23 protein-coding genes and 1 pseudogene are annotated in these 21,561 nt (G+C 55.0%); 4 read left to right on the top strand and 20 right to left on the bottom strand.

Annotated features, from left to right (window positions below; genetic code table 11):
• Nucleotides 1-48: 48 nt before the first annotated feature.
• Nucleotides 49-1,044, top strand: coding sequence for a chemotaxis protein (locus ACW14G_RS13580; RefSeq protein WP_064544072.1), 996 nt, complete (start codon nucleotides 49-51; stop codon nucleotides 1,042-1,044).
• Between the two features lie 289 nt (nucleotides 1,045-1,333).
• Nucleotides 1,334-2,629, top strand: a complete 1,296-nt coding sequence (gene tcuC, locus ACW14G_RS13575) for an MFS transporter (protein ID WP_249022981.1) — start codon at nucleotides 1,334-1,336, stop codon at nucleotides 2,627-2,629.
• 13 nt (nucleotides 2,630-2,642) lie between these two features.
• Here the strand turns inward: tcuC and ACW14G_RS13570 are convergent, their stop codons facing one another.
• The 4 genes from ACW14G_RS13570 to ACW14G_RS13555 all read right to left on the bottom strand — a co-directional run bounded on the left by ACW14G_RS13570 (nucleotide 2,643) and on the right by ACW14G_RS13555 (nucleotide 6,757).
• On the bottom strand, nucleotides 2,643-3,557 hold the full coding sequence (locus ACW14G_RS13570) for a LysR family transcriptional regulator (RefSeq protein ID WP_163449052.1): 915 nt from the start codon (nucleotides 3,555-3,557) through the stop codon (nucleotides 2,643-2,645).
• Nucleotides 3,558-3,731: 174 nt separating this feature from the next.
• Nucleotides 3,732-4,223 (bottom strand): hypothetical protein, encoded by a 492-nt coding sequence (locus ACW14G_RS13565; RefSeq protein ID WP_249022980.1) that lies wholly within the window; start codon nucleotides 4,221-4,223, stop codon nucleotides 3,732-3,734.
• A gap of 10 nt (nucleotides 4,224-4,233) precedes the next feature.
• Nucleotides 4,234-5,676: an alpha/beta hydrolase gene (locus tag ACW14G_RS13560; protein ID WP_249022979.1), complete on the bottom strand. Its 1,443-nt coding sequence runs from the start codon at nucleotides 5,674-5,676 to the stop codon at nucleotides 4,234-4,236.
• 547 nt (nucleotides 5,677-6,223) lie between these two features.
• Nucleotides 6,224-6,757, bottom strand: coding sequence for a GNAT family N-acetyltransferase (locus tag ACW14G_RS13555; protein WP_249023302.1), 534 nt, complete (start codon nucleotides 6,755-6,757; stop codon nucleotides 6,224-6,226).
• Nucleotides 6,758-7,130: 373 nt separating this feature from the next.
• Here ACW14G_RS13555 and ACW14G_RS13550 point away from each other — a divergent pair, with 373 nt between their 5' ends.
• A complete protein-coding gene (locus ACW14G_RS13550; protein WP_249022978.1) occupies nucleotides 7,131-8,012 on the top strand; it encodes a hypothetical protein in 882 nt (293 codons plus the stop codon).
• A gap of 79 nt (nucleotides 8,013-8,091) precedes the next feature.
• Nucleotides 8,092-8,532: a GNAT family N-acetyltransferase gene (locus ACW14G_RS13545; protein WP_249023301.1), complete on the top strand. Its 441-nt coding sequence runs from the start codon at nucleotides 8,092-8,094 to the stop codon at nucleotides 8,530-8,532.
• A 197-nt stretch (nucleotides 8,533-8,729) separates the two neighbouring features.
• On the opposite strand, the gene ACW14G_RS13540 is transcribed toward ACW14G_RS13545, so the two are convergent.
• The 16 genes and pseudogenes from ACW14G_RS13540 to ACW14G_RS13465 all read right to left on the bottom strand — a co-directional run bounded on the left by ACW14G_RS13540 (nucleotide 8,730) and on the right by ACW14G_RS13465 (nucleotide 21,363).
• Nucleotides 8,730-9,095 carry a VOC family protein gene (locus ACW14G_RS13540; RefSeq protein ID WP_163449055.1) on the bottom strand — a complete coding sequence of 122 codons (366 nt, stop codon included), beginning with the start codon at nucleotides 9,093-9,095 and terminating at the stop codon, nucleotides 8,730-8,732.
• 184 nt (nucleotides 9,096-9,279) lie between these two features.
• Nucleotides 9,280-9,762, bottom strand: a complete 483-nt coding sequence (locus ACW14G_RS13535; protein ID WP_163449056.1) for a glutathione peroxidase — start codon at nucleotides 9,760-9,762, stop codon at nucleotides 9,280-9,282.
• A gap of 104 nt (nucleotides 9,763-9,866) precedes the next feature.
• Entirely contained in the window at nucleotides 9,867-11,111 is a 1,245-nt protein-coding gene (locus ACW14G_RS13530; protein ID WP_249022977.1) for an MDR family MFS transporter, read from the bottom strand.
• Nucleotides 11,112-11,125: 14 nt separating this feature from the next.
• Entirely contained in the window at nucleotides 11,126-11,887 is a 762-nt protein-coding gene (gene eitC, locus ACW14G_RS13525) for a siderophore ABC transporter ATP-binding protein EitC (RefSeq protein WP_249022976.1), read from the bottom strand.
• The gene (locus ACW14G_RS13520) at nucleotides 11,887-12,924 is read right to left on the bottom strand and encodes a FecCD family ABC transporter permease (protein ID WP_249022975.1); all 1,038 of its coding nucleotides are present in this window, start codon (nucleotides 12,922-12,924) and stop codon (nucleotides 11,887-11,889) included. Before ACW14G_RS13520 ends, eitC begins: the two co-directional genes overlap by 1 nt.
• Entirely contained in the window at nucleotides 12,924-13,922 is a 999-nt protein-coding gene (gene eitA, locus ACW14G_RS13515; RefSeq protein ID WP_163449060.1) for a siderophore ABC transporter substrate-binding protein EitA, read from the bottom strand. The genes ACW14G_RS13520 and eitA overlap by 1 nt, the downstream gene beginning before the upstream one ends.
• Before the next feature lie 166 nt (nucleotides 13,923-14,088).
• Nucleotides 14,089-14,433: a DUF1294 domain-containing protein gene (locus ACW14G_RS13510; protein ID WP_167575363.1), complete on the bottom strand. Its 345-nt coding sequence runs from the start codon at nucleotides 14,431-14,433 to the stop codon at nucleotides 14,089-14,091.
• 91 nt (nucleotides 14,434-14,524) lie between these two features.
• A complete protein-coding gene (locus ACW14G_RS13505; RefSeq protein ID WP_249022974.1) occupies nucleotides 14,525-15,484 on the bottom strand; it encodes a YbgA family protein in 960 nt (319 codons plus the stop codon).
• A 13-nt stretch (nucleotides 15,485-15,497) separates the two neighbouring features.
• A complete protein-coding gene (locus tag ACW14G_RS13500; RefSeq protein ID WP_249022973.1) occupies nucleotides 15,498-16,028 on the bottom strand; it encodes a DUF3833 domain-containing protein in 531 nt (176 codons plus the stop codon).
• Nucleotides 16,025-16,552 (bottom strand): hypothetical protein, encoded by a 528-nt coding sequence (locus tag ACW14G_RS13495; protein ID WP_223803040.1) that lies wholly within the window; start codon nucleotides 16,550-16,552, stop codon nucleotides 16,025-16,027. The genes ACW14G_RS13500 and ACW14G_RS13495 overlap by 4 nt, the downstream gene beginning before the upstream one ends.
• Nucleotides 16,549-17,034: a DUF2878 domain-containing protein gene (locus ACW14G_RS13490; protein ID WP_249022972.1), complete on the bottom strand. Its 486-nt coding sequence runs from the start codon at nucleotides 17,032-17,034 to the stop codon at nucleotides 16,549-16,551. The genes ACW14G_RS13495 and ACW14G_RS13490 overlap by 4 nt, the downstream gene beginning before the upstream one ends.
• Nucleotides 17,031-18,251, bottom strand: coding sequence for an SAM-dependent methyltransferase (locus ACW14G_RS13485; protein WP_163449065.1), 1,221 nt, complete (start codon nucleotides 18,249-18,251; stop codon nucleotides 17,031-17,033). The genes ACW14G_RS13490 and ACW14G_RS13485 overlap by 4 nt, the downstream gene beginning before the upstream one ends.
• Nucleotides 18,248-18,969: pseudogene (locus tag ACW14G_RS13480) on the bottom strand (DUF1365 domain-containing protein). The gene ACW14G_RS13485 and the pseudogene ACW14G_RS13480 overlap by 4 nt, the downstream one beginning before the upstream one ends.
• On the bottom strand, nucleotides 18,966-20,216 hold the full coding sequence (locus ACW14G_RS13475) for an NAD(P)/FAD-dependent oxidoreductase (RefSeq protein ID WP_163449067.1): 1,251 nt from the start codon (nucleotides 20,214-20,216) through the stop codon (nucleotides 18,966-18,968). The pseudogene ACW14G_RS13480 and the gene ACW14G_RS13475 overlap by 4 nt, the downstream one beginning before the upstream one ends.
• Nucleotides 20,213-20,932 carry an SDR family NAD(P)-dependent oxidoreductase gene (locus ACW14G_RS13470; protein WP_163449068.1) on the bottom strand — a complete coding sequence of 240 codons (720 nt, stop codon included), beginning with the start codon at nucleotides 20,930-20,932 and terminating at the stop codon, nucleotides 20,213-20,215. Before ACW14G_RS13470 ends, ACW14G_RS13475 begins: the two co-directional genes overlap by 4 nt.
• On the bottom strand, nucleotides 20,929-21,363 hold the full coding sequence (locus ACW14G_RS13465; protein WP_163449069.1) for a nuclear transport factor 2 family protein: 435 nt from the start codon (nucleotides 21,361-21,363) through the stop codon (nucleotides 20,929-20,931). The genes ACW14G_RS13470 and ACW14G_RS13465 overlap by 4 nt, the downstream gene beginning before the upstream one ends.
• Nucleotides 21,364-21,561 lie beyond the last annotated feature (198 nt).

Raw genomic sequence — 21,561 nt, 5'->3', positions numbered from 1 at the left:
GCCGATAACTCAGCTAATAAGTTCACGCTGTATCATACTGAGGGCACCATGGATAACTTCCAGAAAGAGATCGACGACAGGGCTAACCTGACCCTGTCCAACCGTTTTGAGCTGCTGCTGTTCCGCCTGGGCAAAGCCTCGCAGAGCGAGGCTTCAGAGCTGTACGGCATCAACGTCTTTAAGCTGCGCGAAATTGTCCCGATGCCGAGCTTCACCCGTCCCGCGGGTATCAAGCCGCCGCTGATGGGGATGGTGAATATTCGCGATCAGATCATCCCGGTTATCGATCTCGCCGCCGTCACGGGGTGCACCCCGAGCAACGGACTGAATATTCTGCTGATTACCGAATACGCCCGCAGCGTGCAGGCGTTCGCCGTGGAATCGGTTGAGAACATCACCCGCCTCGACTGGACGCAGATCCACACCGCCGAGAAAGCGGTCAATGGTAAGTACATCACCAGCATCGCCTGCCTCGACGACCATCAGGAGAGCAACAACCTGGCCATGGTTATCGACGTGGAGCAAATTCTGTATGACATCACCCCGTCAAACCACGATCTGCACGCCAAAGCGCTCAATCCGCGTAAGTTCAACATTAAGCCGGGGGCAACGGCCATAGTCGCTGAAGACTCGAAAGTGGCGCGCGCGATGCTGGAAAAAGGGCTCAAGGCCATGGATATTCCCGCGCAGCTGCACGTCACCGGCAAAGAAGCGTGGGAGAAAATTGAGCTGATTGCCCAGCAGGCTGCGCAGGAAGGGGTACCGGTGAGCGACAAAATCGCCCTGGTGCTGACCGACCTCGAGATGCCGGAGATGGACGGTTTTACCCTCACCCGCAAGATCAAAACTGACCCGCGTCTGCGAAATATCCCGGTGGTGATCCACTCTTCGCTATCGGGCAACGCTAACGAAGATCACATCCGCAAGGTTAACGCCGATGGCTACGTCGCCAAGTTTGAGATTAACGAGCTGGCCTCGGTGATTGAGCAAGTGCTCAATAAATATGGCAATAAGAGCGACGCCGCGCTGCATTCAGTAAGGTGATCCTCCCTGTGGCTACGCGCTCTGTCGCGTAGCCAGCCCTCACCGGGCTATCTGCCGAAATGATCCCGGTCACAAAACGCAGTCATCATTTTTGGCATGCGATCAATCCCCTTCGCACAACAGATACTTGTTAAAGCCATGTTGCAACTGACTGCATAAAATTGTTAACGCTGATTAATGCGTAATACGCATCAGTCGATGATTTTAATGCGCTTATCTCCTTCATTGTCCTGATCCAGTCTGCTGAAACAGGCGCACTATAAGCGTCACGAACAGACTGGAGATAAAAATGCATCTACCTGCTACAACAATGACCATTCAGGCAAGGGCTGGCGCAATTTTGCGCGTCACTTCAGGTAACTTTCTGGAGCAGTTCGATTTTTTCCTGTTCGGTTTTTACGCCACCTACATCGCGCATACCTTTTTCCCCGCCAGCAGCGAATTCGCCTCGCTGATGATGACTTTTGCCGTCTTTGGCGCCGGTTTTCTGATGCGGCCAATCGGCGCGATTGTGCTGGGCGCTTACATCGATAAAGTGGGACGCCGTAAAGGGCTGATTGTCACGCTCTCTATCATGGCTGCCGGCACGTTTCTGATCGTCCTAATCCCCTCTTATCAGGCCATCGGCCTGTGGGCGCCGCTGCTGGTACTTTGTGGCCGTCTGTTGCAGGGCTTTTCCGCGGGTGCGGAGCTGGGCGGTGTATCGGTGTATCTGGCAGAGATTGCCACGCCGGGCAATAAGGGCTTTTATACCAGCTGGCAGTCAGGTAGCCAGCAGGTGGCGATTATGGTGGCCGCGGCGATGGGCTTTGCGCTGAATATGGCGCTGGAAGAGAGTACGATCCACGACTGGGCCTGGCGAATTCCGTTCCTGTTCGGCTGCCTGATCGTACCGTTTATCTTTTTGCTGCGCCGCAAGCTGGAAGAGACGCAGGAGTTCCAGACCCGTCGCCATCATCTGGCGATGCGGGAAGTTTTCAAAACCCTGCTGGCCAACTGGCAGGTTGTTGTAGCGGGCATGCTGATGGTCGCTATGACGACAACCGCCTTCTATCTGATTACCGTCTATGCCCCGACTTTCGGTAAAAAAGTGCTGATGCTCAGTGCATCCGACAGTCTTCTGGTCACCCTGCTGGTCGCCATCTCTAACTTTATCTGGCTGCCGATTGGCGGCGCGTTGTCGGATCGTTTTGGCCGCAAAACGGTGCTGGTGACGATGGCGCTGCTGGCGCTCATCACCGCCTACCCCGCACTCAGCATGCTGGCTCACGCCCCGAGCTTCAGCATGATGCTGACAGTGCTGCTGTGGCTTTCTTTTATCTACGGCTTGTATAACGGCGCAATGATCCCCGCGTTAACGGAGATTATGCCGGTAGAAGTACGGGTGGCGGGGTTTTCACTGGCGTATAGCCTGGCGACCGCGGTATTTGGCGGATTCACGCCGGTGATATCAACCGCATTAATTGAATATACCGGCGATAAAGCGTCACCGGGCTACTGGATGAGCTTTGCCGCCGTCTGCGCGTTGTTAGCGACGCTGTATCTGTATCGCCGCCGGGCGCTCTCGCTGCAAACCAGTCATTGAAGCCGCCAGCGCCTTAAGCTCCGTGGCGGTGTCCAACATGATACTGTTCGGTGATGAGCTTTTCTAACTCGGCAGCGACATAGGACTGCATCCGCCCGTTACGTCTGATAAGCCCCACCGTCCGTTTCACCTCCGGGTGAGTCAGCGGACGGTGGGTTAAGACCGAGTGTTCTGCGGCGGGCATCGACATGGCGGGCACCGCAGCGATGCCAATCCCCGCTTCAACCATCCCCAGCATCGTCGTCACATGCCGCGTTTCACAGATGCTGGGCCGCTCTGGCGTCACGTCCCCCAGCATTTGATCGAGCAAATTACGGTTGCCGGAAGTTTTATCGAGGCTGATATAGTCGTATTGATAAAATGCCTGCCACGTCAGGCTTTTTTGACGGGCGATGGGATGATCGCGTCGGCAGGCCGCCACGTAGACGTCCGCCACCAACGGCAAAAACTCGATATCCGGCTGTAAATTGCACGCAAAGCAGATGCCGAAGTCGGCCTGTCCGCTGGCGACCGCGGCAATGACGTTTCCCGCGCTGCTATCGATTATCTTAACCCGCACGCGAGGATAACGCAGTTGGAAGCGACGAATCACATCCGGCATAAAGTAATATGCCGCAGAGGGCACCGTCGCTACCGTCACTAACCCAACGCGATCCTGGCTCGCTTTATTGACGTCGGCCAGCACCGACTCGACGTTCATCAGCAACTGACCGGAACGTTCCGCAAAAGTCTGCCCGTAGAGCGTCAACGTCACGTGGCGGGTGGTTCTGTCGAACAGCTTAACCCCCAGCGCCGACTCCAGCTTTTCAATCCGGCGACTTAATGCCGACTGCGAAAGACAAATTGATTCTGCTGCAAGGCGAAAGTTGCTGTATTCCACCAACGCGCGAAACGCATAGAGATCGTTAAGATCAAAATTGACGGCCATCGCTGCGCGCCCTCTGTTCTGATGATGATCGCGGAGAAACACGGTTAACACATCTTTCGACGACGTCAATCCAGCCTGGGAATTTGAAGCGTGTTGCTGTCGAGTCGGCGTTCATGCACTGCCCCTGTTGTTCACATAAAAGCATCATATCAGCAACAAACGCATCGCGTCCCCCTATTCCAGCCGCCAGGGAAAGAGGTGAATCAGGTTACTGGCCAGCGGGTACAGGCCCAGGCTCTCGGTTCTGGCTTTCACTTCGTCCATAGGCAGACCGGGAATGGGCTCACGCCCTCCCCAGATAAGCAGGCCACGGCGGGCGTAATCCTCCATCACTTCGACGGTTTTACCATTATTCAGCCTGATCAATACCTTGTTGCCTTTGACTGTCTGCAGACAGCGCGCCGCATCGGCAATATGCATCGTTATACCAACGCTATTTTTCTGACCCAGGGCCACGACAATGCCGTTTGCCGCCACGGGCGTGATATTCAATGGCACCGGAGGCTGACAATCGCTACGAATAGACAGACCGTGAGGAATGGTCGGCGGTAAAGGTGTGGGGCTTTCAGAGAGCTCAAGCCGCATGCCGTTTGCAAACTCAACAATCAGCTGGCTGCCCTTTTGCAAAACCAGCTCGCCTTGTTCACTGACAAGAAAAATATTCATACGCGATGCTCTAAGGGGTCATGGTGTGGTCAACACGATTAATCATATAGGGGAAGAATGGGTTAGATGACATTCGCATCAAGAAATCCAGTTCCACGACCAGCGTCGAACGCTCACCGCGTGCGGCGAAAGTGCCCAGGCTAATCCCATATTCATTTCGCGGTTCGGGGTAACATCCATAGAGGGAATCACTCATCGGGAAGGGTAGCGCAATGTGGGACAGCGAATAAATATCGCGCGGATACTCAATGCCCAACGGTTCAACCATGTCATTCACTTCACCCGCAGGAAGAGTGCGCGCTTCGCTATCGGTGGAGGTTGTCGAGGCGGTCGACACGATGGTGACGCCGTATTTTCGCGGTGGCGAGGGCAGCATCCGGGAGAGCGCCGTCGTCGACGAGGCCCGCAGCAATGGCGTCACGCTCGCCGCCGGATTCAGGTCAAACAGCACCACTTCGCTGCCGTTTGCCGGCAGCCTTTCGTATAAGCCGGAAATGACGGCGGCGGTGCTGACCGTCGAATCCACTACCGACTGGAAGGTCAGTATCGGCGGCAGCGCATTCAGCGTGTGATGTCGGGAAGCGGCAAGCAGCTGCGTTTGCAGCGCCTGGGTTAGCCCGTAAGACTGACGCGCGGCATTGACCGGGAACGAGTTGTATTTAAAAGGATTATATTCGGGGACAATGCCAAGCCACGCGGCTTTAGCAAATGCCGGAAACACCGCCGGCCAGCCCGCAACCCCGGCAAAACGGGCAAAAGCGGTAATACCGATCATCGGTGAGATCAGAATCACCTGCTGCGGTTTCGCCAGCATGGGGTCATCCAGCGCATCCAACGCGTATTTCAACGCCAGCGCCCCACCGCTTGAATATCCCACCAGATGCAATGGCAGCTGTTTTGCCGTCAGCGCTTTTGCCTCTCGTACCGCCAGCCGGGTGGCAGCAGCCCAGTCTTGCCAGTCCACATCCGTGAGAGCTCCGGGTACCGTGCCGTGCGCGGGTAAACGAATGCCAATCGCCACGTAGCCGTGCTGCTGATAGTTTATCGCGATGTGCCGCATGCTGTAGGGCGAGTCGGTGAGCCCATGCAGTAACACCACCGCCCCTTTCGGCTGGCCCTGCGGTTTCAGGATAAAGGAGCGATTCCAGTCGACAGCAAAATGGCCAGGATAATTCGCGCTTTTGGCGTAATAGCGATTGAAGGGGATCTGCTCATCAGGGGCTAACTTGTCGGTGACATTGACGCGAACTGCCTCAAAAAGACGGTTTTCCGCATTGATGTAATCCTGCCAGCTGGCTTTATCTATCTCTTTCGCGCGCATCTCGTGCGGCACAAAGGTATGCCAGCGCTGCAATGCAGGCTGGCTCTGGATGTCGTAAACACGCGTACCCAGCACGCCAAGCAGTACGAAAACCACCAGCAAAACAAAGCGTTTAGTCCATTTTATTAGCATGATGGTGATGCAGTTCCTTATGTCAGGCTCGCGGGGAATTATTCTTATTATGAATAATTTATAGCGTCTGTCCTAACTGATTCAGCATTCGAATTTTTGCCCGGCCAGTTGTCGGCGGCTTTAACCAGATAACCTTTGTACTGACTATCTGATGTAAAAGTATGTTACGCCCTTATTCATAATGAGTGCTGGTAACCCGTATTCTTGCTCTGCTGCCCGGTAAATAAATACCCATTCTGGCAGCTCTTTACTTAGTTTCTGCAAAACGCGCAGATCTTTTCGGGCAAGCTCTGGCGTATTAATGACATCTCCGCGGGAAAGCGTACCGACATGCAGCGAGCTAGCCCCCATTACACCACTGAACAGGTAACTTTTTCCGTCTGAATTACGTGTCAGGAAAGTTGTGATAGGGGTGTCAGCGAGGAGTGGACATTCTGTCAGGAATCACAGGATTGCTGTTTCTCCATAACCGGTGATCCATTTGAATCATATGAACACTCCTGATTTTCATTTTTTTGACAATGGCAAAGTTGACACTTAATTGAAACTAAACAGAGGACAGTGGACGGATTAACAGGCGTACATTTCTATTATGGTATTTAACATGATTCTGGTATTGAAAACCAAATCGCTCAGCCAAATAATTTGAACGCTGGTTTTCTTCCGCAATAATACAGCATACCGGGGAGGTAAATGTCTGGTCGGCCCAGCCTAAGATCGCTGCCAATGCCTCATTGGCGTAACCCTTTCCGCGCATTTCTGCGATAATTGTCCATCCGGCTTCTGGATAGGTTAATGCTGGCTCAATATTACGATGCGCATCCTGAAACCCAAATGCGCCAATATAAAGATGGGTCGCTTTCTCAAAAACGGCCCAGTAACCATAGCCTAACGCTTGCCAGTGGCCTATATAACGTAACAAGCGGGCCCATACTGCTTCTGACGTGGGAACTTCCCCGCCATTTATCTTAACCATTTCTGGATCAGCCCAGCATGCCTGAAGAGCAGAAAAATCTTCCAACGTGAAATGTTTTAGAATTAAGCGCTCAGTCTCTAGCTGAGGAGCCTGCTGCAAAATCATCATATCTCCTTGAATAGTCAGGTTACATTGGCTGTTTTTTTTAATATAAATTGCAATCAGACTAAAACATTAACATAAAATTAACAATAAATTCTTCCCACAAAAATCATCTGTACGCATCATTATCGGCAATCAGTCAATAAACATGATGCTCCAAAACAAAACGGTTCGCTTTTGGCACTGAGCAGACAAGCTAACAGAACTGAAGGTTCCTATGAGCGAGGAGCAGACCTGATTGTACAAAGCATGTAGCCAGATTACGGTGAATTCACTGATTGACAAGTGAGTCAAATCTGACGAGCATCCAAGGAAACAAAACTGCGCTAACGTAACCAAATCTGAATAACTGATCGGTTCACGAGGACAACAAATAGTGTCATTTAATAATAAAAACCTGTTTATTACTTTCTTATCCCTCTGCACATTTCAGGCTTATGCAGCACAATGCACTGGGGAAACCTTCGCTAAAAACAAACTGAACAACTTCATCCTTCTGAGCCAGCAGACAAGAACTGAAATTCCCAAATCTGTATCAATGACTATTGATAGTCCTGATGGGTATCTCCGCACATCGGTTCAAAGCAACTTCAGTCAATGCGGTGAGCTAATTGGCGGCCATATGAAAGAGGTCAAAACCTCAACAGGCCAGGAAACCGTTTTCACGGCAACCTCTGAAATTCAGTTGAATAAAACAGAATTTGGCTGGAGCATCCAGGGAGACTCAAACGGGGTCATAACCGATAAGAAAAGCCAGAAAACCACACAGGTATATCAGCAGACTCTTGAGGGAATGTACCAGCTTAACAATAAAGGAATTATCAGCCGCGCGATTAATCGATCAATTATCGCGGCCACAAAACCGGAAGATAAAGACAAAACCACAGTGAGCACAATCGACTACGTCTTCAATTCGTCAGGATTACTGGCAAGCGCAACAAGCAAAGGAAGTATGGCGATAGATAATAATACGATTGTATACAGTTATGATGACCATCATCGCCTGATCAAAACCCAGTCACCCTCAACCATAGAAGAGTATGGCTATGATAACCAGGGCCGCGAGTTGACCCTGAGCAAGACCCAAACCTATTTCACCATCGAAAAAAATCTGACCACCTGCGAGGAGTGGAACACACATGGAGAGTGCACTCATGCCAATATGGATATTACGATCACCCCAACCGATCGGACAGGTAAACAATATGTCGACAAACATAACGCCGTAATGACGGCGAAATATGAATACTGGAACTGACCATTTCACCTACTACTGTAAGTATCCCTACAAAAGAACCACCAACTTTTCACTAAACGATTATGAAGGAGGTTATGGCATGGTCTTAATCAGGACGCCAAAGTTAAAAGATATACCCTCTCTAAGTAAGTTGTTTCTGCAACTGGGATATCAAACAGAGGGAGTACGCTTAGAAAAGCACATTGCGCAGGAGCATACCGGTCTTAGCATATTGGTTGCCGAATCAGAAAAAGAACTTTGCGGGGTTATTGTGATGAATTTTATCACGCCTCTGCATGAAAATAGCTTATGGGCATTAATTTCAGCTCTGGTCATAGATGAATCATTGCGAGGGGCAGGGATCGGGCGGAAGCTCCTCATCGCCGCTGAGCAAATCGCCCTGGAGAAAGGATGTTCTCAAATTGAGCTTTCAAGCAGTGAAAGAAGAGTCAGAGCACACAAGTTTTATGAAGATAATGGTTATCAGGAAGTGAGGAAGCGTTTTGTTAAACACCTCGACGACGTTCCCGTTGTAAATTAACGCCCTCGCAAGGTTTGCATTGTTCGCTCCTGGCGCAAACTGCGAAGCATGGTATCCCGTAGCATCCGCCGTTTCCCGGATGCACAGTTTCTTTACCTGCCGGTATGAGGTAAACAGCCAGACGACGTTTACCCAACATTTATCACAGTCAAAAAATGCCCCTCCCCGTCCCAATCCCTCGGATAGCTGGCCTTTAATCATCCCGGCGCATGGCAGACCGCCTCAATATTATGACCATCAGGGGCAATGACAAATGCCGCATAGTAGTTTTCACCGTAGGAACGTAAGCCTGGCGCTCCGTTATCCTGGGCGCCCGCACGCAAAGCGGCATTGTAAAACTCATCAACTTGCTGCCGGGTTTTGGCGACAAACGCCAGATGCAGAGGAGCCGGTTTGTCATTCGTGTGGAACAGGCAAAGTGAAACATTGTCGGAACTCATTTCAACACCGTAATCCGGTGTGCCTTCATCGATAAGCTTCACGCCAAGCGGCTGAAGCGCGTTGAGGAAGAACGTTTTACTTTTTTCGTAATCACTTACGCCGAATTTCACATGATCGAACATTATTTATTCCTCGGAAAAGATGAACAAATAAAGAGTATAGAAAGAGATTTAAGTTAAATTCATTTAAGAACGCGTCAATGTGATGAGCATCAATTTTAAAGATCGCGATATCGACAGCATCAGTCCTGTTTGTTTTTTTAAGCTCCGCCCGAGCATCCTGAAATAAAATCAAATAACAGGAAACTCAGATATCAAGCGCGGCCTTAATTGCAGCTTCCATTTTCTCCGGGGTCGTCAACGGCGCAAAACGTTTAAGCGGTTTGCCGTCGCGGCCAATCAGAAACTTGGTGAAGTTCCACTTGATTCGCCCACCCAGCACGCCAGGCAACGCATCCTTCAGATAACAAAACACCGGGTGCGCCGCCGCACCGTTGACTTCCACTTTCTCGAACATCGGGAAGCTCACACCGTAGTTGATGTGGCAGGTCTGCGCGATGTCATCTGCATTTCCGGGTTCCTGCTGACCAAACTGGTTGCAGGGAAAACCCAGCACCACCAGCCCCTGGTCGGCATACTTCTTGTAGAGCGCTTCAAGACCTGCGTATTGCGGCGTGAAGCCACAATGGCTGGCAGTATTGACTACCAGAACCAGCTTACCGGCGTAGTCTGCCATCGGGATAAGCTGACCATCCAGACTCGTCGCGGTGAGTTGATAAAAACGATTCATATCGGGATCCTTATGGCAAAACATTGTCGTCATCGAAGCAATTCCGATTTCCCACCACGCAGCCGGTTAACAGCAATACACCTGCGAAGGCCTGGGCAGCTTCCTTAACCAAATCGGGTTTTGGTGAGCAACGGGCGGCAAATCAGCACCATCGCCACGGCGCTGCACAAGGGAAACAGCGCCAGCAAAAGCCAGGGATAGATGGCCTGCGTTGAAGGGGTCAGCGCCTCGTCAAGCAGCCCGCCAAACGCTAAATTCCCCGCCAGCACCGCGACGCCGCCGGCAGTGGCGAGCGCGCCATAGTGCGCGCCAAGCGTCGACTCCTCAGCAAAACGGGGGATCAGATCCTTAGCCGACGGCACCAGCAGCATTTGCCCTAAGGTCAGCAGCGTCACAAAACATATCGACGGAATCAATCGCTGCCAGCCTTCTGCCGGCGGCGTCGAGGCGAACAGCGCCACGCTGGCGAAAGCGGCGGAGAGCAGCAAAAAGCCCACCGGCAGGATCCGGACGGCCCCCACGCGATGAGCAACACGCGCCAGCGGCAGCTGCAACGCCACAATCAGCAGCGAGGCGAGCATAAACAGCGGTCCGAGATCTTTTTCACTGCCGCCCGCGCGCTGGATCTCAACGGGCAGCGCCAGATAGAGTTGGTTATAGCTTAGCAGCCACGAACTGTAGGCGATAATAAACGCCACGAAACGCGGCTGACGAAATGTCGTCCACCACGGCAGGATGTTGATCTTCTGCGTGCGTCGCGGCGCGGCGGGCAAAGCGAAGGAGAGCAGGATCAGCGCAACGATAAAAACCCCTGCCCCCGCCAGCGCAACCTGACGAAAACCAAAGCCCGTCAGTAGCGCGCCCAACGCGGGCCCCAGCACGGCACCAAGCTCACCGCAGACCGCAAACAGCGCGAACCACTCCGCGCGGCTGCGTTTGCCGCTCGCCTCACTTTGTGTTCCCGCTTTGGCCAGCAAGGCTTCAATGGAGGGTGAAAACAGCGCCCCGCCGATCCCCGTCAGGCAGGCTCCCAGAATAATCGGCCACAGCGATTGGCCCAGCGCCAACAGCAGATATCCCACAACCCGGATAACACAGCCAATCAGGATAATCGCACGCGCGCCAAACCGGTCGGAGAGCGCGCCGCCGATAATAAACATCCCCTGCTGTGAGAAAGTACGCAGCCCCAGAATCAGGCCAATCAGCCCACCGGAAAGCAGCATGTCGTCGCGCAGAAATATCGCGAGAAACGGCACTACCGCATAGAAGCCGATATTAAAGACAAACTGGCTACCCAGTAATACCGGCGGCCAGAGCGTCGTAGCGGGGCGCAGGGGAAAACGCAGCATGCAATTATCCGGCCTTAAACAATAAAGTGGATATGTTTTTTACCATGGAAGCGGGAAATCTCAATTTTGGTCTTCACGCGAAAAACATCCCACAGCAGTTCCTCACTGAGAATATCCTGCGGCGTTCCGCTGGCGATAATTTGCCCTTTTTGCATCACAATCAGCGAATCGCAGAACATGGCGGCATGGTTAAGATCGTGAATAGCCACAATGCTGGTCACCGGCAGTTCGCTAATCAGCTGCATTAACTGCATCTGGTGATGAATATCGAGGTGGTTGGTCGGTTCATCAAGCAAAATCTCCGTCGGCGTCTGCGCCAAAGCACGGGCGATATGCACCCGCTGACGCTCCCCGCCGGACAAACTCAGCCACCCCTGCTCACTTTTATCCAGCATATCGACGCGTTGCAGCGCCGCGGTGACGGTTTCGTCATCGTGCGTGCTCCAGTTAGAAAATGGCGTATGATGCGGAATTCGCCCCAGTTTGACCACGTCGCGAACGCGCATATTGGCGTCAGTCATACCGTGCTGCTCAACAAACGCCACCCGGCGAGCAAGCTGCTTTTTCGCCATCTTCGCAATGTCTTTACCATCGAGCGTCACGCAGCCCGCATCCGGGCGACGCAGGCCTGCAAGAATGCGCAGCAGCGACGATTTGCCGCAGCCGTTAGGGCCAAGCAGCCCCACGGTTTCACCGCGCGCAACCTGTAGCGAAACGTCGTTGACGATGACCTTTTTACCGACCTTCCAGGTAATATGTTCAGCGCAGATACTCATCACTTATTCCTTGAACGGTAGATAATGATCGCAAAGAATGGCACGCCGACCAGCGCCGTCACCACGCCTACCGGCAGGCTTTGCGGCGCAATCAGCAGGCGAGAGGCGATATCCGCCAGCACCATTAAAATCGCTCCGGCTAGCGCGCAGGCAATCAGCAGCGTGCGGTGTAGCGGGCCAAAGAAGAAGCGCATCACGTGGGGGACCACCAGCCCCACAAAGCCAATCGAGCCGGCCATGCTGACGATGGTCGCAGTGATTAGCGCGGTGGTGGTAAAGAGGATGAGGCGCACCCAGGGGACCGCGATCCCCAGCGAGGCGGCGGCATCATCGCCAAAGGTAAAGGCATCCAGCGCCCGGGAATAATACAAACAAACGACCAGGCCAATCACCACCACCACCAGCACCAGCTGGAATTCCGGCCAGCGCACGCCGCTAAAACTGCCCAGCAGCCAGAACATCACGTCACGCGCCTGCTGCGCGCTGGCGGAGGTGCTGATGGTGTAGGCAGTAATGGCGTTGAACAGCTGAGAAGCGGCAACGCCCGCCAGAATAGTGCGTTCGTTCCCCCCACGGGCGCCGTTGGTCAGAAAAGCCACGAAGGCAAAAGCGGCAAAGGCCCCGGCAAACGCCCCGGCGGACAGCGATACCGCGCCGGTGCCGATCCCCAGCACGACCACGGAAACCGCCCCCGTCGACGCCCCGGCAGAGACGCCGAGGACATAGGGTTCCGCCAGCGCATTCTTCAGCAGGCTCTGTAACACCGCGCCGCAGATAGCCAGCCCCGCGCCACAGCAAGCCGCCACCAGCGCGCGGCTCAGGCGAAAGTCCCAAATCACGCTTTCATAGATACGATTAAGCGGAACGTCGGTCAGCCCCATCTTATTACCGATGGCGTAAAAGACGTTTTGCAGCGGGATGGCAAGCTCTCCCACGCTGACGCCTACCGCAATCACCAGCAATAACAAGATGATAGATAACAGGCACGAGGTGGTCAGAAACAGCCCCTGACGTGACGCAATAGCGGCAGCCGTCATCAGTTGAGCCCCAGTTTTCTGAGCTGTTCGCCCACCTGTTCAGCGCCGTAAAGAGTGCGGATGGTCGGGTTCATCGCCTGCCCGTCCATCACCACGATATGGCCTTTTTTCACCGCGTCCAGCTGGCTGACTGCCGGATCGGTTTTCAGGAATTTGATTTTTTCTTCTGCGTTATCCAGCGCCCAGCGGTTACGGTCGAGGCTGGAGACCACAATCACATCCGGGTTCGCCGCGATAATGCTTTCCCAGCTTACCGTCGGCCATTCGGTTTCAGACGTAATGGCGTTATGGCCGCCCAGCACGTTGGCAATAAAGCCCGAGGCGCTATTTTTCCCCCCAACGTAGGCATCAGCTGAAGGCGATGCGCTGGAGAACCAGAAAACGAAGGAGAGATCTTTTTTATTCTTGCTGAACTCCGCGCGCAGCGCATTTTCACGCTTTTTGAAATCCGCCACCAGCGCGGTGCCCCGGTCCTGCACATTAAAAATGGTGGCGAAGTCTTCAATCTCTTTATATAGCCAGGTCATGTCCCAGAGCTGCTGACGGCTGCCGTACATATCGCCCGTGCCTTTTTTGGTGGCGCACATGCCGGGTGAAACATAGCTGTTTACGCCGAGAGTCGCGAAGTCTTCTCGTTTAGCCACTTTACTTTCCGGGCCTAATAAGAGGGGGTTTTGTGACGGAACAAAATCAGGGTTTTGCGCCAGAATAGATTCAAGCGTAGGAATCTCCACCGTCAGCAGTTTGATTTTTTCATTCTGCTTTGCCAACTGCGGCAGCACCTTCGTTGGCCAGAAGGCGCTGGCGACCACGTTATTTTGCAGGCCGAGCAGCAGCAAAATCTCAACCGTATTTTGTCCCAGCGCCACAACGCGCTCCGGCGGTTTGCTGAATGTCTCTTGATAGCCGCAGTTTTCAATGGTCAGAGGATAGGTCGTTGCCATAGCCGAGCTGACCGACGCCAACACCAGGCCCAACGCGCAGAGGGTCTTTTTCATTTAAACGCTATCCTTCATCAAAAGGGTTATCGAAAACCGGGTGGTCTTTTTTTAATGTAAATGAAACTCATTACTGAGGCGGAGTTTTATACAATGACCCATTTAGGGTGTCAATGAGAGATAACGCCCGCGGGTTAGCATGACCGCGGGCAGAATGCGTTGAGGGTCAGAAAGCGCGAAACGGCGAGAAATAATAGATGGCGATGGTGGCAGAGATACTGACGATGACGCTGATCATAAAGTAGGTTTTAAAGGGCTGCTTTTGGGTTTTATGGCGAAAAACTTGCTGCCCGATCATCGCGCCAACCCATCCCCCTACCACGCCAAAGAACAGCAACGTCGCTTCAGGCACTCTTCGCCAGTCCTTGCGTGCCGCCATCTTATCGACCCCGTAAATCACCAGCGTCAGCAGGTTCGCCAACAGCAGCCACATCATCACAGGATGCGCGGTAAACAGGCTCGCGATCGCCGCGAGGGCCAGCAGCAAATAACACCAGCGGTTGAGATTCATAGAATTAACGGCAGTCCTGTTTAAACGATTTCGACGCCGCATTATACGCAGTGTCGGCGGCGGGAAGATACCGACGCCGACTCTCCCAACGCTAATTCACCGCCAGACGCAGCGCCAGGTCTTGCGGATAGGGGTCGAAATAATTCTGCGTCAACAGATAGCCATCCGGGTATTCCGCAAGATAGTGTTTCAGTAGCGTCATCGGCGCAAGAATGGGCAGCACCCCCGCACGATAATGAAGAATCACATCCCGCAGCTCCGTACGCTGCCGCGTGTTGAGCTGATTACGAAAGTAGCCCTGAATATGCATCAACACGTTGGTATGGTTTTTACGCGAAGCCGGTTTCTTGAGAATAGCCATCAGCTTATCGCGATACGCCTCAAAGAATGCGTCCAGATCCTCCCACGTATGCAGTGAGGCGACAAACGGCCCGATCTCCCGATACCCGGCCTGGTGATGCGCCAGCAGCTGCAGTTTATAGCGACTATGAAAATCAAGCAGCGCCCGCCGCGTCAGGCCATTTTTACGCAGTTGCTGCAGCTCATGCAGCGCAAAGACCCGTTCGACAAAGTTCTCGCGCAGCAGCGGATCGTGCAGCCGCCCGTCTTCTTCCACCGGCAGCCACGGGTACTTCGCCATCAGCGCGGCGGTAAACAGCCCCGTCCCTTCTTTTCGCCCGCGATTGCCCTTCTCGTCATACAGCCGCACCCGCTCCATACCACAGCTGGGTGATTTGGCGCAGACAATAAAACCGGAGAGCTCGCCTAATCCGGCCAGATACCCGGCGCTAAAGTCGGCCATTTTTTCACTGACGTCTTCGTGAGGCGCGTGGCTGAACCGCATACGGATATCACCTGCGGTGGTTTGCACCAGCCGCAGCGCCGGGCGGGGGGTCGGCAGGCCAATCGCCATCTCCGGGCAAATGGGCCGGAATGTGACCCACTGCGCCAACCGGTCCATTACAAAGTCCGTCCGTTTATGGCCGCCGTCGAAGCGCACGGCCGCGCCGGTTAAACAGCTGCTGATCCCAATCACCGGTTGCATTTTCATGGCATCCTCCTCGTTATGGCGCTTTACGGGAGAAGAACAGCGTCACCGTACCGACGGTGAAACCGAATTTCTTCATCTCGGTTTTGTTAAACAGATGGTTGCCATCCTGCAGATACATCCAGTCGTCAAAATGCAGTAGCCAGGTTTTGCCGCTGGCTTTCACATTCATGCTGTAATGCCAGTTGAACGCGTTTCCGGCCGCCTGCCCTTTGGCGACCCCTTCGATGTCTCCGGCGGTTCCCTCATAACGATCGTCGCCAAGCCGTCTGATGTGCCACACCCGCTGCTGCTTCTCGCCATCGTCATAAACAAACCGTTCATTCAGGGTTAAGGTATTGCCCACCACGTCGCCATTGATAGCCACGTGGAAACGTCGCAGCTGTTTGCCGCTGCGATCCTGAACCATCCCCCATGCCTGAGTTTCCCCTTGGAAATACTGGAAAATATCCAGCCGAGGTTGCTGCTGGCGGTAGTCGGCGATGTCGGCGCTACAGCCCGTCAGTTGCATCATTAAGGGCAGACTTAAAGCCAGTAAACGTTTCATTTTTGACCTCCAGTGAGCTGCTGGCGCAGCTCCGGGTATTGCGTACGCGGATCGAGCCAGATGGCGAGAAAGTTTTGGCTGAAATCCGCCGACTGCCGTGGCCCCAGCGGCATAAAGCGCGTTTGCGCCGCCGAGGCGCGGTACCAGAATTGCCCCTGTTTATCGTTCAGCACGAAGGCCAGCTGCGTACCCGGTTCGACGTCCGGCCATAATTCCGCCAGCATGCGCAGCCAGGCCTGGCTCTGTGCCTCACGCGCCAGAATCCCCTGCGCCTGCCACTGCTCGCGGGTGGCGTTAACCAGATCCTCCCGCTCAATATGCCGGGCGTAGGTGATGATCAGCGCCTGATCCTGGGTTAAACCATGATATTGCCCGTCCGGCGCGCGGAGCTGAGAGGTATAGACCGTGAACGGCCCCCAGGTCAGCGTCGCGTCGCCGACTTTCCGCCAGCTTAACCAGTCCGCAGCAACGGCCGATGGCGCAGCGACCGCCAGACACAACAGCATCAGTAGCGCAGATTTCATTGCCGTCTCCCCAACAGAATGTGAAATAACAGCATTAACACCAGCCAGCCTGTCGTCAGCGCGCCGACAACGACAATCGTCGGTTGCAAAAAGGTGATAGCGCCCAGACGTTGTCCCAGCCAGTAGGCGACCGGTCCGCCGCAAACCGCCATCAGCGCCAGTATCCATCCCGGCAGCGTGGTTGAACTGGCGAGCTGCGTCCAGACCGTCGCGAACATCAGCCATAGCGCAATCATCCAGAGCGGCAGTACGCCTTCGCCATGAAAATCAATCAGCCCCGTCAGCGCCCAGAGCGCATCCAGACAGCTGCCCGCCACCGCCAGCAGTAACGCGTATAAACGGCGCGCGGTGGGCAGCAGCATCAGGGCCAGAATGGCTATCCCGAGCCACAACACCAGCCCTTGCTCCCGAAAGAACACCACCAGAAACCAGTAAAGGTCGAAGCCGACGGCTAACAGAAAAATCTGCAGATAGCGTTTCATACGCGCTCTGCCGTCAGTTGCACCACGCTTATCGTGCGGGCGTTGAAACCGGCCTCGCAGTAGCCGAAGTAGTACAGCCACATCCGGCGAAAGCGTTCGTCGAAGCCCAGTTTCTCGATATCCTGCCAGGCGTGGGTAAAACGCTGCCGCCAGTGCGCCAGCGTGCGGGCATAGTCCGGCCCCATATCAAACAGGTTGCGCACCACGAAATCGGTATGCCGCGTCATCAGTTCACTCATCACCGTGATGCTGGGCAAAAAACCGCCGGGGAAGATATAACGCTGAATAAAATCAACGCTTTTGCTGTAGTCGCGATAGCGCTGATCCTGAATGGTGATCGCCTGAATCGCCATTTTTCCCCCCGGACGCAGGCGCGCCTGGCAGGTGCGGAAGAAAGTGGGAAGATAGCGCTGGCCGACGGCCTCAATCATCTCCACCGAGACCAGTTTGTCGAACTCCCCGGTGAGATCGCGATAGTCACACAGCAACACCTGCACCCGATCCTCAAGCCCGGCGCGGGCAATGCGCGCTTTCGCCCACAGGAACTGCTCCTGCGAAAGCGTGGTGGTGGTGACGCGGCAGCCATAATGCCGCGCGGCGAATTCCGCCATCGCGCCCCACCCCGTACCAATCTCCAGAAGATGATCGCTGGCGGTCAGCGCCAGCTGCTCGCAAAGACGCGCCATTTTGGCCTGCTGAGCCTGCGTCAACGCCTGCTCTTCGTCCGTAAACAGCGCGCTGGAATAGAGCAGCTCTTCATCGAGAAAGTGCGCATAAAATTCATTACCGAGGTCGTAATGCGCGGCGATATTTTCTCGCGCCTGCTGGCGATGGTTGCGACGCGTCCAGTGGCGCAGGCGTTCGATGGGCCTGCCCAGCAGACGAAAGCCGTTCTCCAGCTTTCCTAGCGTGCTGCCGTTGAGCGCAAAGATCTCCAGCAATGACGTTAAGTCATGCGTTTGCCACTCGCCGTCAATCCAGGCTTCCGCCGCCGCCAGGCTTCCTCCGGTCAGCGCCCGCCAGTACACCCGGGGGGAGAGAATATGCACTTCGGCGCGCAATGCGGCAGACGCGTCGCCAAACTGAAAGGCTTGCGCCCCTTCCCGCACCGTCAGCGAGCCGTGGCGAATGCCGCTCAGCAGCCGGAAAAGCAACCAGCGCGCGATGCGGACGTTGCGCGGAATATCGGGTTCAAGCGCAAAGACGGGATCGGTCATGATCGTTTACTCCTGCTCACGGATGGGTGTATAGCGGCACGCGCTTGAGCCACAGCTTCAGCGCCTGCCAGTAAATAGCGAGTACGGTTTTCAGCGTCATCAACGGGATGCGCAGCAGCAGTGAACGCAGGTTTGTTCGCGTCAGCGGCTCGCGTTTCAGCGTCAAGGTGGCATCAAATATCTTCGCCGTCTGATGATTTTCGATGTGCATATGCAGCGTTTTGCCCGGCGGGTTAAAGCGCCAGTGATAGATCATGTCCATCGGGTTAAACGGCGAGACATGGAAGGCTTTTTCCACCGGCCGCAGCGCCTGGGCGTCGACGGCATAGTAGTGGCGCTCATTCCACGGCGTATTACGGACTTCGGCCAGCACCCACCGCAGGCTGTCTGAACGGTCATAGCAGTAGTAAAAATTGACCGGATTAAAATGGAAGCCGAGGTAGCGCAACTGCGTCAGCAGCATAACGCGGCCATCAGGCTGCTCGCCGGTCAGCAGGGCAAGCTGCTCCAGCGCACGCGCTTTTAACGGCGTTCCCAGCGGATAATCCGCATCATAGAACGCCGCCGCCGCGAAGCGATTGCGCTTCACCCCCACGCCGGGAAGCTGTGGCAGTTCATCCAGATCGAGCCAGGCCATAAACACGTGGTAGCAAAACTGGTGCGCCTTGGGCTGAAAACGGCGATGGCGTAACACGCCCTGGTAAAGGCAGCTGTTCATTTGAGCGCCCCTATTCCGTGCACGACATCCAGCGCGCTGCGAACCCCGTCCTCGTGAAAACCGTTATACCAGTAAGCGCCGCAGAACCAGCTGCGATGTAACCCGTTGATCTCGCTGCGACGCGCCTGCGCGCGCCAGCTTTCCGGGTTAAACAACGGGTGCTCGTAAACAAAGCGTCGCCAGATGTAGCGGTCGTCAATCGGGGCGTCGGGATTGAGCGTGACGCAGAACAGCGGGCTGCCTGCGGGCAACCCCTGCAGAATATTCATGTTGTAGGTGACACAGGCGCTGTCCCGCTCCTGTTCGCTCAGCCGATAGTTCCAGCTTGCCCAGGCGCGTTCACGCACCGGCAGCCAGCGGCGGTCGCCGTGTAACACCACTTCATTGCGTTGCCAGCCGATAGCGCCCAGAACGTCTCGCTCGGCAGGCGTGGGTTCCTCCAGCATCGCCAGCGCCTGTCGGGAGTGGCAGGCGAAAATCACCTGATCGAAGCCGTGGACGGCGTCTTCAAGCTGGATTTTCACCCCTCCCTCGTAGCGAATCACCTGCTGTACCGGCGCGTTAAGGCGCAGCGTCAGGCGATCGCCTAGCTGTTCCAGCATCGCGCGAATGTACTCCCGCGAGCCGCCGGGTACCACATACCACTGTGGGCGGTCGCGGATATCCAGCAGGCCGTGATGCTCAAAGAAGCGTAAAAACAGCGGCAGCGGAAAACGGCGCATTTCGTGTAGCGATGATGACCAGATTGCCGCGCCCATCGGCAGGATGTAATGACGGGCAAAAAAGGCGTCAAAACGGTGCTCTTCGAGGAACATCTGCAAAGTGGCGCACGGGTCGGCATCGTTTAACGCCTGTTTGGCCAGACGATTAAAGCGGACAATCTCCTTCAGCAGCCCCCAGAATGCCGGGTTCACGAGGTTACGTCGCTGGGCGAACAGCGAGGTGAGCGTGTGGCCGTTATATTCAAGGCCGCTTTGCGGGTTATGCACCGAGAAACTCATCTGCGTTTTCTGGCCGTGGATACCCAGTTCGCTCAGCAGCCCCATAAAACGCGGATAGGTGCGGTCGTTGTACACAATAAAGCCGGTATCAATGGCGTAGTGTCCCTGCGGCGTAGCGACATCCACCGTCGCGGTATGGCCGCCCGGCGTCGCTTCCGCTTCAAAAACGGTGACCTGATGATGGCCGGCGAGCCGCCAGGCGCAGGTCAGCCCGGCGATGCCGCTGCCAATAATCGCGATCTTCATGAGCGCACCATCCTGCGTAACAATACGCGTTGCAGACATGCGGGAAGCCCGGCTAACGCGCGTAGCGCGATGCCAAAAGCGGTTGGGAAGGCGATATGGTTTTTCCCTTTCGCAATCCCGCGGCGAATGGCTTTCACCGCATATTCCACGCTCACCTGAGCGGGCATGGGGAAGTCGTTTTTGCGGGTTAGCGGCGTATCGACAAATCCCGGAGAAACCACGGTAACGGCAACGCCTTTCGGCTCCCAGTCCAGACGCAGACAGTCGGCAAACCAGCTTAACGCCGCTTTCGACGCGCCATAGGCTTCCGCCCGAGGGAAGTGCAGCCAGTGCGCCATTGAACTCACCAGCACCACGCGGCTGCCGCTAATCAGCTGCGACTGCAAGGCTTCCAGACAATTGACCGGCCCCATGAAGTTGGTGGTCATCACCCGCGCGACCCGCTCAGCGTCGATGACGCCGCGTTCGAGATACTCGCAGGTTCCGGCACAGAGAATGACCAGATCGGCGTAGCACCCCTGAAGCGCCTGGCGACAGGCATCCAGGTCGGTCATGTCGAACTGCAGCGCGGTGATATTGGGGCTGTACAGGCGCAGCGTTTCCAGGCGCAGGGCATCGCGGCCGCAGGCAATGACGTGATAACCGTCATCGGCCCACGATTTTGCCAGCCCGGCGCCAATACCGGAGGTTGCGCCGGTGATGAGGACAGTCATCATGAGCGCACCCTCCGTTTGACGCCACGCACCGCCCAGCCCAGCACCGGCAGGTGTTCGTAGAGCATCTCGCCGGCATCGTAGTAATCGCGCTGGTGAACGATCCGGTCATCCTGAATCTTAACCATCGAGCACCCTTTCAGGGCCAGCGATGCGCCTGCGGCAATGCGGGGATGCGACCAGTGCATGGTCCATGCCACGGCACAACGCGGCGCGTCATACAGCGGCGTCTCAATGGCAAAGCGGCAGGCGTTGACGTTAGCCAGCAGGTGCGTGAAATAACGCTGGATCGTCAGCAACCCGCGATGGGTGCCGAAAGGATCGACAAGCGTGGCATCCGCATCATAGATCGCGGCAAGCGCCGAAGCGGGCTGGCTGTCCAGCCCGGAGTAGTAATCAACAAACCTGTCGATGACGGATGGCAATGCGCTCATAGATCCTACCTTGTCGTGCAACAACATCGTGTGATGGCATACTTAAAACTTACACAATTAATAATATTTGTCCAAGTTTTGGATGAAATAAATTTTTAATCCTTTTAAATTCAATTTGATAAAAAGCATTCTGTGATGGGTTTAAAATGACAAAAATCAGCCCTGCCACCTGAACAGCGGCAAGGAAAAAACGTCGGG

It is taken from the genome of Kluyvera sp. (assembly GCF_965301105.1).
This window is presented reverse-complemented; position numbering and strand designations above follow the sequence as displayed.